The sequence below is a fragment of the Pseudaestuariivita atlantica genome (genome assembly GCF_001205715.1).
In the GTDB taxonomy this organism is placed as follows: domain Bacteria; phylum Pseudomonadota; class Alphaproteobacteria; order Rhodobacterales; family Rhodobacteraceae; genus Pseudaestuariivita; species Pseudaestuariivita atlantica.
Window position 1 is genome coordinate 1 of the sequence record NZ_AQQZ01000001.1, and the last position, 13,872, is coordinate 13,872.

General features: G+C 64.0%; 14 protein-coding genes. 7 read left to right on the forward strand and 7 right to left on the reverse strand.

Going from position 1 to position 13,872, the window contains the following annotated elements:
- Positions 1–89 precede the first annotated feature (89 nt).
- Together ATO11_RS21760 and ATO11_RS00010 are read left to right on the forward strand one after the other, a co-directional pair.
- Positions 90–734 carry a hypothetical protein gene (locus ATO11_RS21760; protein ID WP_131721693.1) on the forward strand — a complete coding sequence of 215 codons (645 nt, stop codon included), beginning with the start codon at positions 90–92 and terminating at the stop codon, positions 732–734.
- A gap of 2 nt (positions 735–736) precedes the next feature.
- A complete protein-coding gene (locus ATO11_RS00010) occupies positions 737–2,836 on the forward strand; it encodes a tetratricopeptide repeat protein (RefSeq protein WP_050528792.1) in 2,100 nt (699 codons plus the stop codon).
- Positions 2,837–3,128: 292 nt separating this feature from the next.
- On the opposite strand, the gene ATO11_RS00015 is transcribed toward ATO11_RS00010, so the two are convergent.
- Positions 3,129–3,446 (reverse strand): YciI family protein, encoded by a 318-nt coding sequence (locus ATO11_RS00015; RefSeq protein WP_050528793.1) that lies wholly within the window; start codon positions 3,444–3,446, stop codon positions 3,129–3,131.
- Between the two features lie 325 nt (positions 3,447–3,771).
- The gene (locus ATO11_RS00020) at positions 3,772–4,032 is read right to left on the reverse strand and encodes a BolA family protein (RefSeq protein ID WP_050528794.1); all 261 of its coding nucleotides are present in this window, start codon (positions 4,030–4,032) and stop codon (positions 3,772–3,774) included.
- A 73-nt stretch (positions 4,033–4,105) separates the two neighbouring features.
- Between ATO11_RS00020 and ATO11_RS00025 the strand changes: the two genes are divergently transcribed.
- Positions 4,106–4,738: a J domain-containing protein gene (locus tag ATO11_RS00025; protein ID WP_050528795.1), complete on the forward strand. Its 633-nt coding sequence runs from the start codon at positions 4,106–4,108 to the stop codon at positions 4,736–4,738.
- Between the two features lie 18 nt (positions 4,739–4,756).
- On the opposite strand, the gene ATO11_RS00030 is transcribed toward ATO11_RS00025, so the two are convergent.
- Both ATO11_RS00030 and ATO11_RS00035 read right to left on the reverse strand, forming a co-directional pair.
- Positions 4,757–5,461 carry an anti-sigma factor gene (locus tag ATO11_RS00030; RefSeq protein WP_050528796.1) on the reverse strand — a complete coding sequence of 235 codons (705 nt, stop codon included), beginning with the start codon at positions 5,459–5,461 and terminating at the stop codon, positions 4,757–4,759.
- Positions 5,458–6,009 carry a sigma-70 family RNA polymerase sigma factor gene (locus ATO11_RS00035; RefSeq protein WP_050528797.1) on the reverse strand — a complete coding sequence of 184 codons (552 nt, stop codon included), beginning with the start codon at positions 6,007–6,009 and terminating at the stop codon, positions 5,458–5,460. Before ATO11_RS00035 ends, ATO11_RS00030 begins: the two co-directional genes overlap by 4 nt.
- A 147-nt stretch (positions 6,010–6,156) precedes the next feature.
- Between ATO11_RS00035 and cobS the strand changes: the two genes are divergently transcribed.
- Both cobS and ATO11_RS00045 read left to right on the forward strand, forming a co-directional pair.
- The gene (gene cobS / locus ATO11_RS00040; protein ID WP_050528798.1) at positions 6,157–7,143 is read left to right on the forward strand and encodes a cobaltochelatase subunit CobS; all 987 of its coding nucleotides are present in this window, start codon (positions 6,157–6,159) and stop codon (positions 7,141–7,143) included.
- A 5-nt stretch (positions 7,144–7,148) separates the two neighbouring features.
- Positions 7,149–7,505, forward strand: coding sequence for a hypothetical protein (locus ATO11_RS00045; protein ID WP_050528799.1), 357 nt, complete (start codon positions 7,149–7,151; stop codon positions 7,503–7,505).
- Between the two features lie 12 nt (positions 7,506–7,517).
- On the opposite strand, the gene ATO11_RS00050 is transcribed toward ATO11_RS00045, so the two are convergent.
- The gene (locus ATO11_RS00050; RefSeq protein ID WP_050528800.1) at positions 7,518–7,925 is read right to left on the reverse strand and encodes a hypothetical protein; all 408 of its coding nucleotides are present in this window, start codon (positions 7,923–7,925) and stop codon (positions 7,518–7,520) included.
- A 163-nt stretch (positions 7,926–8,088) separates the two neighbouring features.
- Here ATO11_RS00050 and ATO11_RS00055 point away from each other — a divergent pair, with 163 nt between their 5' ends.
- Both ATO11_RS00055 and cobT read left to right on the forward strand, forming a co-directional pair.
- Positions 8,089–8,820 carry an aspartate/glutamate racemase family protein gene (locus ATO11_RS00055; protein WP_341271321.1) on the forward strand — a complete coding sequence of 244 codons (732 nt, stop codon included), beginning with the start codon at positions 8,089–8,091 and terminating at the stop codon, positions 8,818–8,820.
- Positions 8,817–10,694, forward strand: a complete 1,878-nt coding sequence (gene cobT / locus ATO11_RS00060; RefSeq protein WP_050528802.1) for a cobaltochelatase subunit CobT — start codon at positions 8,817–8,819, stop codon at positions 10,692–10,694. The genes ATO11_RS00055 and cobT overlap by 4 nt, the downstream gene beginning before the upstream one ends.
- Before the next feature lie 171 nt (positions 10,695–10,865).
- On the opposite strand, the gene gatB is transcribed toward cobT, so the two are convergent.
- Together gatB and ATO11_RS00070 are read right to left on the reverse strand one after the other, a co-directional pair.
- On the reverse strand, positions 10,866–12,377 hold the full coding sequence (gene gatB, locus ATO11_RS00065) for an Asp-tRNA(Asn)/Glu-tRNA(Gln) amidotransferase subunit GatB (protein WP_050528803.1): 1,512 nt from the start codon (positions 12,375–12,377) through the stop codon (positions 10,866–10,868).
- A 71-nt stretch (positions 12,378–12,448) separates the two neighbouring features.
- Positions 12,449–13,729 (reverse strand): hypothetical protein, encoded by a 1,281-nt coding sequence (locus tag ATO11_RS00070; protein WP_134643041.1) that lies wholly within the window; start codon positions 13,727–13,729, stop codon positions 12,449–12,451.
- Positions 13,730–13,872 lie beyond the last annotated feature (143 nt).

Sequence of the window (13,872 nt, forward strand, 5' to 3'; positions counted from 1 at the left end):
AGGGCTCATCCTTTGAGTGTTTTACTCTCCGGTAAACCCGGGGCGGTTCAATCAACGACCTGGCTCTGCTGCCAGCTACGGTCGAACCAGTGCAGAAGATCATCCGTCTTGAGCGGATTGACCGCCATTTGGAGCCAGCACGCGCGCCAATCGGAGGCCTCGATTTCGACAGCCTCCTTGAAGCTCTTCGTACTGGAGATCAACACAGGCTCTCGGCTCTAACAGATCAATTTCTGAATTATTCTGGAGAGCGCCCTTCATTTGCCGCTTTCAAGAGCGAAGTTGCGGATGATTTGAAACAATCAGATTGGCTGCAAAGAATTATTGATCGTCTTGGACTATACCATCATTACCCGTTCGTTCCGGGTAAGCCGTACAGGTTTGCACTCATGGAATACACTGCCGACGAAGTGATCAAGCAGGCTCGTGCAAAGGGAGTTGATCGGTGTTTCTCTTTGGCGACCGTTGTTGAGTGCCAGGACAATCCGGCATTCTTTCCTGTGCCGCGCTCGACTAGCCATGGCTTCACGGTCGACCTGCGTGAGCGCAATCCGAAAAAGCCGAGCGTACGTGAGATCCTACACATCCGCTTCGATTATTCGTGGAGACATGTAAAGCGGCTAGTCGAATGGTCGGGAGCGGATGTTCCCGGCATTGAGGCCGCGCGCGATCGTCACCTTGATACTCTGCGAACGGAAACGGGGCGCAAGGATTTTGGCGAAGTCGGGGTCTGATCATGACGACGCCTTCAGCCTTGGAGAAATGGAAAGCCCAGCTAGGGGATGACGGGAAGGCCGCACTTCGGGTTCTCCTAAATGGGACGGCGTCGCTCGGGCGGCTTTCAGCTGCCGAGCCTGAAGACGCTGTGGATGCAATTCTTGCTTCGGAAGCCCGCGATTCCGATATCGTTAGCGGCTTCGACCGCGGCTGCACTGAACTCCTAGAGGAGTTCCGTCTCACCCTACTGCAGCAGGAAGGCCGTTCGTTTCGGATCGAACTGGCTAAACTCGTAACGCTTGTCACGATCATTCGACGGCTGCTGCCCGAGCAAATGGTTGTGGACCTCCACCGCCGTTACGTTCTGTGGAGCGGCTTCTTCGAGAACTTTGTCGTGGATCGCGGCCTTGACCTGCGTCGCGAATATTTTCGCATCCTGGCACTCAGCCAGGATGTCGCCGCGGATCATGGTCTGGAGCCGCGTCGGCTCATGTCGCTTTGGTTGTCAGTGTGCGCGGAGAGCGGTGACGCAGGACGGTACGATGCCAGCTACCTTCGGGTCGCCCTTCTTGGGCTGCGTCGCCTTCCATTGGGCGATGACTTCGATGCGAACGAGGACTTTACACTGCAGGGGCTTGCGCGTTGGGCTGTGACACAGCGGCCGACCACCGCGGCCTTCGAGCGCGAATGGCGAATCCTTGAGGGTGATTTCCCCCGTGATGCGGGTTTCTGGGGAGACCGCGTTCAGATGGCTGTTACGGCTGCAGAGCGGGAACTCGCGGAGCGCACAAATGGTGCAGAAACAACATTCCCGATTGCCAGATGGTGGCGGGAAGATGTCGACATTCATCCAAATGAGAACCGCCTAAGGGGTGGTTCGGCACACGAGCCACCTCCACGTGAGGCTCGCGAAGCTATTCTGCGCGACATTGGACGGGCGCTGCCTCAATTGAGCGATCGCATAGATACGCTGATGAAAGGGCATAAGCGCTACGCAGATTGCACGGGTGACGTTTTCCACTTGGTTCGTTCCTCCTGCAACATAGGAATGCGTCTGCTAGAAAAGGGATCTTCGGAAGAAAGAGTGGACAGAGGAAGACTGTCGGTCTCATTAGCTGCGCTTGCCTTCGAATATGACCCGCTCAACGCGCATGCTTGGTCTCTAATGATGCGCGCCCTGCGCACTGCAGGGCGGGTTCAAGATGCCGAGTTGGTCGGCTGGGAAGCTCTGCGACGTTTTCCAGAGAATGTTCAGTGGCGTACCCAACTCGCAAGCTTGCTTGCGGGTGGCGGAGCCAAGCCAGACGAGGCAATTGCACTGTTGAAAGAGGCGCAACAGCTCTTTCCGGAGAATGCGTTTGTTCGAACACAGTTGGCGGAGATTGTTGCGGAGGACAGGGGTGGAGCACAAGAAGCTGTGAAGCTCCTTCAGGAAACGATTTCTCTGTTTCCCGGCAACCCATATGCGCGCAATCAGCTTGCTATGGTTCTGGCTGACGATCTGAAGCGTGCCGATGAGGCCCGCGACATTCTGAATGGCGCGATTGCTGAAGGCGCTGCAGATGATGTGACGCGGTCGCTACTGCAAAAACTGGATCAGGGGCGCGTGCTTCGTCGCGCCAAGCCGAAGGCGGTAGTTGTCGAAGATGCGAGTACGTTGATGTTGCCGACAGCAATGGCACGTCGGCAGTTATTTCTATTTGAGGCTGGCCTGTCGTCCGCGGACTCTCTGCGGGCGTTTCTCGCAGACACGCCGCAGGACAGCTATGCAACCTACGTGTCCGAACGAGCCGGGTTGACGGATGTTCCGTTCAAGACGACTTTTGCCACGGCCTTCGAGGATGCACTGGAAAAGGCCGAACCCTCTGCAATGCGTGCGCTCATTGCCCGAGCACGCCCGATGGAGCGAGCCATCGTCGAGGAAGCGTTCGCTGTCAGCGAAGGCCGGGTCGTGGCATTCTCGGAATTCTTCGCTGATGCTGAGGGGGATGAACGCCTACAGACGCTTGAGCGAACTCTCGGACAAGAAGGCGGACGTGCAGATCGCCGCACTCTGCTACTTCGTGATTTTGCGGCGTCAACGCTCTCGACCAGTGTCGTATCGTTGGTGGCTGCTTGAAGCCAGAAGGCAGGTTCTCACCAGTTCATCCACTGGGATCGTACCGGGGATAATAATCTCAGAAATGAGCTCATTTTCCGATGTACACCGAGTTGTGCTGCACACTTTGCTGCACAAACCGCACCACGCTGCACTCCAGAACTCAACAAGAACAAACACTTAAGTGGCTGATCAAAAGCACCTTTCGGACTTCGTCTCCGCCACCATCACCCGAAAACGCGATGTTGGCCCGGTGCAAGAGATGCTCCTGGAGCGGTTGCATATGCAACGGTCTGGCGCAGAGGGCGGACGGTCAGGTGTCGCGACCCAGCGGGCCGACGTTGTTGCGGCGGACCTGCACGCGGTTGACGGTGAAGCTTTCCCAGACATTGGCGGTGTTCAGGGGGTCGCCGGCGACCAGTTGCTCGACCTTGCTTCGGTTGGCGGAGGAGATCAGGAAGAAGCTGCCGTTCATCATCTCGCCGTCTTCGGTCGTCAGGGGACCCGCCATCAGCACCGAAACGCCCAGTTCGCCGGGCGCGCGCGACTGGTAGGCGCGGTGCGATGCAAGAACGGCAACGCGCCGTTCGTGCGCATCGTCGTGGTCTTTCGCTTGTACGACGAAAATCACCGCGAACCTCCTGATTTCTGTCCCGAATTCTTCATGCCGCGGGCAACTTAATCTGGGGTCGGTGAATGTCACCGGAAATTTTTCAAAAAGTGCTCAAATTTCCGGCGGAAGTCTCAAAAAGTGTTTTTTCAGAGTGGTTTCGAGGCCGAAACAGCCGTTTCGACGCGATCAATGAAAGGGTAAATTGCCTTCTGGTTGAGCGCGCAGGCCGGGCAATTCTCCGATGCACGGGGAGGCGCGATGAAAAGGGCCGGAGCGGCTGGCGCAGTTCCCTTCCGCGCCGCTTCAAGGACCAGCGGGAAGGGGAGGGCGGGGCAAAGGCGCCCTAGGGCGCGTCGAGGTCCAGCGCCAGCGCGTGGATTTCGCCCATCAGGTCGGGACCGATGGCCGCATGCACGGCGCGGTGGCGTGCGATGCGCGACTGGCCCGCCATGGCCGCGGCCCGCATCCGGACGCGGAAATGGCTTTCGCCGCCATCCTGGTACCCGGCATGACCGCGATGCGCCTCGCTTTCATCCTCGACCTCCAGTTCGACCGGGGCAAAGGCCTGCTCAAGCGCTGTTCTTATCCGCGTGGCTCTGCTCATTTTTCGCCTCCTCCCCCTTTCCATGGGCCGTGGATTGTCTACACTCCGGTACCCGAGTCGGAAAGGAGGCACCATGAGCAAACCCGATCCCTTCGGTTTCGACATGTCGGTTTCCAGCGCCAAGAAGAAGAACCCACGCGGGCGCCGGGGCATGTCCGGGGCATCAGAGACGTCGACACGCGAATGCGAACACGACGGATGCACCGAGGCCGGAAAATACCGCGCGCCCAAGGCGCCCGACGTGCTGGACGAGTATCGCTGGTTCTGCAAGGACCACGTGCGCGAATACAATTTGAAATGGAATTTCTTCAACGGCACGACAGAGGCCGAGATGAACGCCCAGATGTCCAAGGACAAGGTGTGGGAGCGCGAGACCCGCGATTTCCGCGACCCCGAGGCGCGCGCATGGGCCCGGCTGGGGATCGAGGACCCGCACCAGGTGCTGGGCAAGAACGCCACGCAGAATCCGGGCCGCAACGCGACGTCTGCAGGTCACAGCCGCCGCCTTCCCCCGACCGAACGCCGCGCCATCGAGATCCTCGAAGCGCGCGACACGTGGACCAAGGCCGAGGTGCGCAAAAGCTACAAGGCGCTGATCAAGGTGCTGCACCCCGACATCAACGGCGGTGACCGGTCGCAGGAAGAACAGCTGCAGGAAGTCGTCTGGGCCTGGGACCAGATCAAGGACAGCCGCAACTTCAAATGAACCGGCTGGCGCCGCGCGTCAGAGCGTGACGGCGGCCAGCGCAAGCACCTCGCCCGTGGGCGCGCCGGTGGGCGAGCCGCCCTGCGGTTCGTCCGATACGGCGAGGATGGCACCGTCGAGGATCGCGGCGGTGTTCGGGTCGATCACGATGCGGGCGTCGGTGTCGCGCGGCAGGACGCCCAGCGACACGGGCGCTGCCTCTCCGACGATCAGCCACAATTCATGGTCACGCCCCGCCGCCGGGGTGGGTGTCGTGCGAACGAGGATCAGCGCCTGCAGGTCGTCCTCGACCGCGACGGAGGCGACGTAGGCGCGGCTGTCACCCGACAGTTCCGCCACCACGCGCGGTTCCGGCCCGCCGGGCCAGCCCAGCATCACCACGACCAGTGCCACCGCGGCGAGCGTTGCGACGGCAAGGGCCGGGACAAGGCCAAGGCGCGACCACCAGCCGCGCTGTGGCCGGGCGTCGAACAGCGTGGCCTCGACCTCGGCCCAGACCCGCGGCGGGACGGCGACATCGGGGATATCATCGGCCAGCGGCACCAGCCGTTCCTCCCAGAAGGCGACCAGCCGGCGCAGGTTCGGCTCGACGCGCAACCGGTCCTCGAACGCGACGCGTTCGGCTTCGGGCAGAAGGCCAAGGGCGTATTCGCCCGCGCGCGCCGCATCGCCTTCGGGTCCCTCCCAATCGGGGTCCTCTGGATATGGACGGTCGTCGGTCATCTGCCCAGGCACTCTCTCAGACTTATCAGCGCACGCCTCAGCCACGTGCGCATCGTGTTCAACGGCACCTCGAACCGGTCAGCCAGCTCGGCATAGCTGTCGCCGTCGAGGTAGGCCCTCCTGACCGCTTCCGCGCGTCCTTCGGGCAATTCACCCATGCACGCCGCAAGGGCGCGCATGTCCGACGCGATCTCGGCCAGTCGGGCCGGACCATGCGCCGCGTCGGGGACCAGTTCGGCGGCATCCTCGCGCTCGTCGCGCCGCGCTTCCGCCTTCAGCTTGCGCTTGCGGTCGATCGCGGTGTTGCGCGCGATGGTGATGAGCCACGTCATCGGCGAATAGGTCCCCGCGTGATATCGCCCGGCATTGTGCCAGATCTTCACGAAGGTTTCCTGTAACGCGTCTTCGGCCAGGTCCCTTTGCCCCAACACACGCAGGCAGACGCCAAAGAGTTTCGCCGAGGTGTGCGAATAAAGGTCGGAAAACGCCCGGCGGTTGCCAAGGGCTACCTGGGCGATCAGGTCGTCGATCTCGTCCCGCGTGCGCATGCGCCGACGTTCGCCCGGAATGGTCCGATGCGCAACGCCAATGTGCGACCGAGCATCACATCCGCGCGACGGGCCTGCCCCTTGCCCTTGGCGGCGATATGGGGCAGGGAAGCGCGGACGTGACCTTCCCGGAAGAGGATCAAAGCGATGGCCGACGGCGCAGCAGAACTGGACATGAAACCGACGGTTGATGTGCATGTCCGCGATGTGTTCGGCATCGACACCGACATGGTGGTCAAGGCGTTCCCGGAAGCGACTGACCGCGTGCCGGATCTGGATTCGACCTACAAGTTCGATCCCGACACCACGCTCGCCATCCTTGCAGGCTTCAGCCACAACCGCCGCGTGATGATCCAGGGTTATCACGGCACGGGTAAGTCGACCCACATCGAACAAGTGGCCGCGCGGCTCAACTGGCCCTGCGTGCGCGTGAACCTCGACAGCCATATCAGCCGGATCGACCTGATCGGCAAGGACGCGATCAAACTGAAGGACGGCAAGCAGGTTACCGAATTCCAGGAAGGCATCCTGCCCTGGGCGCTGCGCAACCCCACGGCCATCGTGTTCGACGAATACGATGCCGGTCGCGCCGACGTGATGTTCGTGATCCAGCGCGTGCTGGAGGTGGACGGCAAGCTGACCCTGCTCGACCAGAACGCGGTGATCCACCCGCATCCCTATTTCCGCATCTTCGCGACCGCCAACACGGTGGGCCTGGGCGACACGACGGGCCTGTACCACGGCACCCAGCAGATCAACCAGGGCCAGATGGACCGCTGGTCGCTGGTGGCCACGCTGAACTACCTGTCGATCGATGCCGAGACGGCGATCGTCCTGTCGAAAGCGCCGCATTACAACACCGACAAGGGCCGCAAGACCATCAAGCAGATGGTCACCGTCGCCGACCTCACCCGCACGGCCTTCATGAATGGCGACCTGTCGACCGTGATGTCGCCCCGGACGGTGATCGCGTGGGCCCAGAACGCCGAGATCTTCCGCAACGTCGGCTACGCGTTCCGCGTGTCCTTCCTCAACAAGTGCGACGAGCTTGAGCGCCAGACGGTGGCCGAGTTCTACCAGCGCTGCTTTGACGAGGAACTGCCGGAAAGCGCGGCCTCGGTCAGCCTGGGGTAGGCCCCATGCGCCGTGCCGCCGCCCTGCTGGTTTCGGTCTGCGGGGCGCTTGCGGCATGTGATGCCCGTGACGAGGTGGCGCGCATCGCCACCTGTGTCGGCCTGGTCGAAAAGCTGCACCCCCACGCTCCCGATCTGCCGCTTGACGCGTGGCGGGACCGGCTTGCAGCGGCCCGCGCGGCGGCGCCGGACCTGTCCGATGGCTACGTGAGATCGCATATGGGGGTCGGGTACGAGGCGTCCTTCATCATCCTGCAGAACGCCACCGTGGCCGCCCACCCGACGCTGTTCGACCGGTTCTATGCCCGCCGGATCGCCGCGCGTTGCGACGCAGGCCAGGCCGCGCGCCGGTTGATGCGCTGACCGCCCGGCGCCTCAGGCACCAAGGATCAGCCGGTCACACTGCGTGACAAATCCGCGCGCCGCCCGGTCGGCCCGGTCGGACACCGCGTCGTCCCCCGCAAAGGTCGCGCTTTGCAGAAGCGCGGCATGCGCCAGCTTTGCTTCCACCCGCCATGCGATGATCTGACGCCCGGTGATCCCGCTTTCCTCGGCCATCGGCAGGCTCGCCTGCACCAGTTCGGCGAAAAGCTCACGCCGCTGCATGATCTCGTCCCGCGCGGGGCCGCCCATCAGCCAGACATGCTCCACCTCGGCCGAGTAGCGCCCGGCGCAATCGGCGAAGGCGCGCACCCGTTCGTCGGCGGATTGGGGCAGGGCCGCGACGCCGGAGGCGAGGCACAAGAGGCCCGCCACGGCGCTGATCGTTCTTTTTCTGCTCATGTTTTGAACGATACCCCAAAATCGTGACCCATCAATTGATCATTCTGAAAACTTTCGGCCCGGTACGGCCCGGCGCGGGGAGCCGGTTATGGCCTTTCTCCGCGCCGCGTTCTGGCAACCCGCGCACCGGTGCCCTACCTGTTGGTGAAGGGAGCAAGACACGATGACAGACTGGCCTGAAGACCTGCCGCGCCGGCCATTGCATGTCGGCCTGATCGGCGGGATCGGCGTTGCCGCGACGCTGGTCTACTACCAGCGTCTGACCGCGCGGTGCGCGGCGGCGGGCGTCGTGCCCGAGATCACCATCGTGCATGCCGACGTGCAGGAACTGATCCGCAACAACCTCGCCGATGACCGCGCGGCGCAGGCGCAGAGTAACGCCCGACTGCTAGCGCGGCTGGCGGATGCGGGGTGTGACCTGGCCGCTATCACGTCCCTCGGCGGGCATTTCTGCTTTGCCGAAACGCAGGCGATCAGCCCCCTGCCGCTGGTCTCTGCCGTGACCCCGCTTGATGATCATTTCGTCGCGCAAGGCCTTGGAAGTGTTGGCCTTCTGGGCACCCGTGTGGTGATGCAAACGCGCGCCTACGGGCAGCTGGCCCGGACCCGCGCGCTTGCGCCCGATGACCGTCTGGACGAGGTTGGCCAGCGGTACCAGGACATGGCCGTCGCAGGGCGCTGCACGCCCGAGGACCGCGCGTTTTTCTTCCGCACCGCGGCCGTCCTGATGGATCGCGGGGCGGAGGCGATCGTGCTGGCGGGCACGGACCTGAACCTCGCATTTGACGGCAGCACCGATCCCGGATACCCCGTGATCGATGCGCTGGATGTGCATGTCGATCTGCTTGCGCGGCTGGCCTCGGGGCCGGACGCCCTATCACCGGACAGACCATGAGCACGAAACCGACGGACAACCCTGCCGAACCGTTCAAGAAGGCCCTTGCCGAGGCGACCAAGGTCATGGCCGACGACCCCGAGTTGTCGGTCAGCTACAGCGTTGATCCCGCTGGCCTTTCCGGCGATCAGATGCGCCTGCCGCAGGTCACGCGGCGGATGACGCGGGACGAGGTGCTGGTGGCGCGCGGCACCGCTGACGCGCTGGCGATGTACCGCAAGTACAACGACGCGGGTACCCATGCCCGTTACGCCCCGCCCGGCGACATGGCGCGCGACCTCTATGAGGCGATGGAGACGGCGCGCTGCGAGGCGATGGGCGCGCGCGACATGCCCGGCACCGCGTCGAATATCGACGCCAAGATCGGGCAGGAAGCGGTGCGGAAAGGCTATGGCCAGATCACCTCGACCGACGAGGCGCCGCTGGCCACCGCCGCGGGCTACCTGATCCGCCACCTCGCCACGGGCCGAGACCTGCCCGAGGGCGCGCAGAACGTGATGGAGCTGTGGCGCGGCTTCATCGAGCAGCAATCGGGCGATGCGCTTGATAACATTGACGATCTTCTGTCCGACCAGCAGGCTTTCGCCAAGTTCGCCCGGCAGATGATCACCGATCTCGGCTATGGCGACCAGTTGGGCGACGATCCCGACCAGTTCGACGACGACCAGGAAGACGACGCGGAATCGGCGCAGGACGAGGAGGAGGAACCCGACTCGACCGGCCAGGACGACAGCGAGGAGGAGGCCGAGGCCTCTCCCGAGCAGTCGCAGGACGAACAGCAGGATGCGAGCCAGGCCCAGGTCTCGATGGACGAGATGGCCGACCAGGAGATGGGCGAAGAGGCCGAGATGCCGGAAGGCGAGGCCCCGCTGGAGCCGCCCCCGCCGCAACCCCATTCCGAGGCAGATCCCGAATACCAGGTTTATACCACTGAATTTGATGAGGAAATCCGGGCCGAAGACCTTGCTGAACCGATCGAGCTGGAACGGTTGCGCGCCTATCTCGACCAGCAGCTTGAACCGCTGAAAGGCGCCGTGTCGCGGCTGGCCAACAAGCTGCAGCGGCGTCTTCAGGCGCAGCAGAACCGGTCGTGGGAGTTCGACCTCGAAGAGGGGATGCTGGATGCGGGGCGTCTTGCGCGGGTCGTGGCGAACCCCACGACACCTCTCAGCTTCAAGGTCGAGAAGGATACCGAGTTCCGCGATACGGTCGTGACGCTGCTTCTGGACAATTCCGGGTCGATGCGCGGGCGGCCGATTTCCATCGCGGCGATCTGTGCCGACGTGCTGGCGCGGACGCTGGAGCGGTGCAGCGTGAAGGTCGAGATTCTTGGTTTCACAACAAGGGCTTGGAAGGGCGGGCAGTCGCGCGAGGCGTGGCTGAACTCGGGCCGGGAACAGCAGCCGGGTCGCCTGAACGACCTGCGGCACATCATCTACAAGGGGGCCGATGCGCCGTGGCGGCGGGCGAGGCCGAACCTTGGGCTGATGATGAAAGAGGGCCTGTTGAAGGAGAACATCGACGGGGAGGCGCTGGAATGGGCGCATCGCCGGATGCTGGGCCGTCCCGAGGCGCGGAAAATCCTGATGGTGATCTCGGACGGGGCGCCGGTCGACGATTCGACATTGTCGGTTAACCCCGCGAATTACTTGGAAAAACACCTGCGCGACGTGATCGCGATGGTGGAGCGGCGCAAGCAGGTGGAGCTGCTGGCCATCGGCATCGGGCACGACGTGACGCGGTATTACGACCGCGCCGTCACGATCACCGACGTGGAGCAGCTGGCGGGCGCCATGACCGAGCAACTGGCGGCGCTGTTCGACAGCGATCCGCGCGCACGGGCGCGGTTCGCGGGGATGCGCAAGGCGGGATAATTCTGTGCAATTTGCACAGAACCCCCCTATGGATTGAGCAATCGGGTTCGGCGGGCCGGGATTTTTCGACAAATCCCGGAAGCGATCTTGCAAGATCGCTCAAGCGCCCGCGCGGGCGCTTGCACCGCGGCGCGCGCCGCGGTGGCAACGAATTTCGAAATTCGTTGGGCGTCAATCCTTCAGCTTTTGCGCGATCAGCTGGTTGACGACCTTCGGGTTGGCCTTGCCGCCCGTCGCCTTCATCACCTGCCCCACGAACCAGCCGGCCAGCTTGGGGTTCTCGCGGGCCTTTTCGACCTGCGCGGGGTTGGCGGCGATGACCTCGTCCACCGCCGCCTCGATCGCGCCGGTATCGGTGACCTGCTTCATGCCTTTCGCCTCGGCCACCTGCGCGGGGTCGCCGCCTTCGGTGTAGACGATTTCGAACAGGTCCTTGGCCATCTTGCCGTTGATCGTGTCGGACGCGACCAGATCGACCACGCCGCCCAGTTGCGCCGGTGACATGGGGCTGTCGGTGATGGCGGTGTCGTCGCGGTTGAGGCGGCCGAACAACTCGTTGATGACCCAGTTCGCCACGGTCTTGCCGTCACGGCCCTGTGCCGCTGCCTCGAAATAGGCGGCTGAATCCGTCTCGGCCGTCAGGACGTTGGCGTCGTATTCGCTGAGGCCGAAATCGCCCATGAACCGCGCCTTCTTCTCGTCCGGCAGTTCCGGCAGCGAGGCGGCGATGTCGTCGACCCATGCCTGTTCGATCTCCAGCGGCAACAGGTCGGGATCGGGGAAGTAGCGGTAATCGTGCGCCTCTTCCTTGGACCGCATCGAGCGGGTTTCGTTCTTGTCCGGGTCGTAGAGGCGGGTTTCCTGATCGACGGTGCCGCCTGCTTCGACAATGGCGATCTGGCGGCGTGCCTCGTATTCGATGGCCGCCTGGATGAACCGCATCGAGTTCATGTTCTTGATCTCGCACCGGGTGCCCAGATGCGAGAAGTCCTGCGTTTCCTGGTACTTCTCGTACTGGCCGGGACGGCAGACCGACACGTTTACGTCCGCCCGCAGGTTGCCGTTCTGCATGTTGCCGTCGCAGGTGCCGAGGTAGCGCAGGATCTGGCGCAGCTTGGTGACGTAGGCTGCCGCTTCCTCTGGGCCGCGGATGTCGGGGCGGGAGACGATCTCCATCAGCGCGACGCCGGTGCGGTTGAGGTCCACGAAGGACATGTGCGGGTCCATGTCGTGGATCGACTTGCCCGCGTCCTGTTCCATGTGGATGCGTTCGATGCGCACGAGCCGCGCGATGCCCGGTTCCATGTCAACCAACACCTCGCCCTCGCCGACGATGGGTTCGTAAAGCTGGCTGATCTGGTAGCCCTGCGGCAGGTCGGGGTAGAAATAGTTCTTCCGGTCGAAGGCCGATTTGAGATTGATCTGCGCCTTCAGGCCCAGCCCCGTGCGCACCGCCTGTTCGACGCAGAATTCGTTGATGACGGGCAGCATGCCGGGCATGGCCGCGTCCACGAATGACACGTTCGAGTTCGGTTCGGCCCCGAATTTGGTGGAAGCGCCGGAGAACAGCTTGGCCTCGCTGGAGACCTGCGCGTGCACCTCCATCCCGATGACCAGTTCCCAGTCGTATTTCGCCCCGGCGATGACCTTGGGCTTCGGAGGCTGGTAGGTGAGATCGAGCATCGGCGCGGGTCCCCGGCTGGGTGAATACTGGCCGGGGTTTTAGGTGACGCGCCAGAGCGGGGCAAGGCCTGTCAGGCGGCGGGGGAGTAGACGATGCCGTCGGGGTCGAAGCGCACGATCTGGCCTTCGGCCATGACATGGGCAAAGGCTTCGCTGATGCGGCTGAAGGCGGCGGCGCGGCCCCGGCGGATCAGCGAGGCGCGGTCGGGCAGGCCCGCCACGGGGGCGAAGCGGTCCGCCGCCTCGGCCCAGAGCAGCGGGTGCAGTTCGCGCAGGTGGTCGTGCAGGACCCAGCGGAACCCGGCAGAGAGCCGCGCGCGGGCGCGTTCGATCAGGCGGGCATCGCCCGATTTCGGCGCGACCGCGCGGGTCGAGATGCCGAGATAGGCGGCGAAGAGGTTGGCGAGGTGCTGGCTGGGGCGACGGGTGAGGATGTCGCGCACGCCGTCGAGGAAGAAGTCGGTGTCGAGCATCTCGTAGGCGCGTTCGTCGACCAGCAGCGCGTCCATGTAGACCCACGCGTAGCCGCCATTGCCCCATGCGTCGTTGGTGGCCGCCGCCGTGCGCCGCGCTTCGAGGTTCAGCCGGTCATAGGAGCCGAACCAGCGCGGCAGCAGGTGGTTGCCATAGGCGCGCATGTGGCCCGGAGCGTTCGGGTCGAGCGCGATCAGCGTCTCGTAGGCGGCTGTCAGGCGGTCGGTCGGGACCTGCCCGCCCGGCAGCGCGGCGCAGCGCGCGGCGGCGAGGGCGGGGGAGTCGCATGTGATGGGGTCGAACCGGTCGAGCAGTTCGCTGGCGCGATCGAAGTGACGGGCAAAGCTTTCGTGGTCCCGCGCATCCATTTCCGAGGACCAGCCTTCGCCCCGGAAGGACCAGCCGATGTCGATATGGGCGAGTGCCGCGACAAGCGTGGTGCCGTAATCGTCCGCGCGGTCGGTGGCGAGCGCGTCGAGCGCAGCGACGCCAAGGCGGCGGGCCTCGGTCACGGGGGCGCCGGAGGGCAGGGTGGGCGACACGGTATCGGCGCGCGCGCCCTGGGCCAGCAGCGTCGGGATCGGCGTGCCGCCCGGCGTCGTGGCGCGCAGCCCGTCGAACTGGCGCAAGAGGTGGGACAGGTCGTCCCAGCGTTCCTGCCGGGCCAGGTGCAGGCCCTGCCGGTGATGCCAGCCCTGTTCCTTCTCCTCGCGGGAGCGGTCGCAGGTGGGGATCACGAGCCGCGGGCTGAGCCGTGACAGCCGGTGCGTGGGCGCCGAAAGTTGGGAAGGCTCGGGATGCGGTGTGCTGGATGGATGCCGCGCCAGTGCCTGGAGCGGCGCCGTCAGGGAGCGGGCCAGCCTTGTCAGTGTGGGCATGTGGAAGGAGCCTTAGGTTCGTTCGTCGGTCTGACGCTGTTGTGCATCTGCTTTGGGGCGGAAAGGGGGCGCGGGGGTGCCGGACCCCGACAATGTTTCTGACATTTTCCGGCACGGCGCCCACGAAGCCGCCTAAATTATTA

What these genes read in the sequence shown, in the direction of transcription:
- ATO11_RS00010 (WP_050528792.1), top strand. Translation starts at nt 737, where the DNA reads ATGACGACGCCTTCAGCCTTGGAGAAATGGAAAGCCCAGCTAGGGGAT.
- ATO11_RS00020 (WP_050528794.1), bottom strand. Translation starts at nt 4,032, where the DNA reads ATGAGCAGAGCCACGCGGATAAGAACAGCGCTTGAGCAGGCCTTTGCC.
- ATO11_RS00025 (WP_050528795.1), top strand. Translation starts at nt 4,106, where the DNA reads ATGAGCAAACCCGATCCCTTCGGTTTCGACATGTCGGTTTCCAGCGCC.
- ATO11_RS00030 (WP_050528796.1), bottom strand. Translation starts at nt 5,461, where the DNA reads ATGACCGACGACCGTCCATATCCAGAGGACCCCGATTGGGAGGGACCC.
- ATO11_RS00035 (WP_050528797.1), bottom strand. Translation starts at nt 6,009, where the DNA reads ATGCGCACGCGGGACGAGATCGACGACCTGATCGCCCAGGTAGCCCTT.
- cobS (WP_050528798.1), top strand. Translation starts at nt 6,157, where the DNA reads ATGGCCGACGGCGCAGCAGAACTGGACATGAAACCGACGGTTGATGTG.
- ATO11_RS00045 (WP_050528799.1), top strand. Translation starts at nt 7,149, where the DNA reads ATGCGCCGTGCCGCCGCCCTGCTGGTTTCGGTCTGCGGGGCGCTTGCG.
- ATO11_RS00050 (WP_050528800.1), bottom strand. Translation starts at nt 7,925, where the DNA reads ATGAGCAGAAAAAGAACGATCAGCGCCGTGGCGGGCCTCTTGTGCCTC.
- ATO11_RS00055 (WP_341271321.1), top strand. Translation starts at nt 8,089, where the DNA reads ATGACAGACTGGCCTGAAGACCTGCCGCGCCGGCCATTGCATGTCGGC.
- cobT (WP_050528802.1), top strand. Translation starts at nt 8,817, where the DNA reads ATGAGCACGAAACCGACGGACAACCCTGCCGAACCGTTCAAGAAGGCC.
- gatB (WP_050528803.1), bottom strand. Translation starts at nt 12,377, where the DNA reads ATGCTCGATCTCACCTACCAGCCTCCGAAGCCCAAGGTCATCGCCGGG.
- ATO11_RS00070 (WP_134643041.1), bottom strand. Translation starts at nt 13,729, where the DNA reads ATGCCCACACTGACAAGGCTGGCCCGCTCCCTGACGGCGCCGCTCCAG.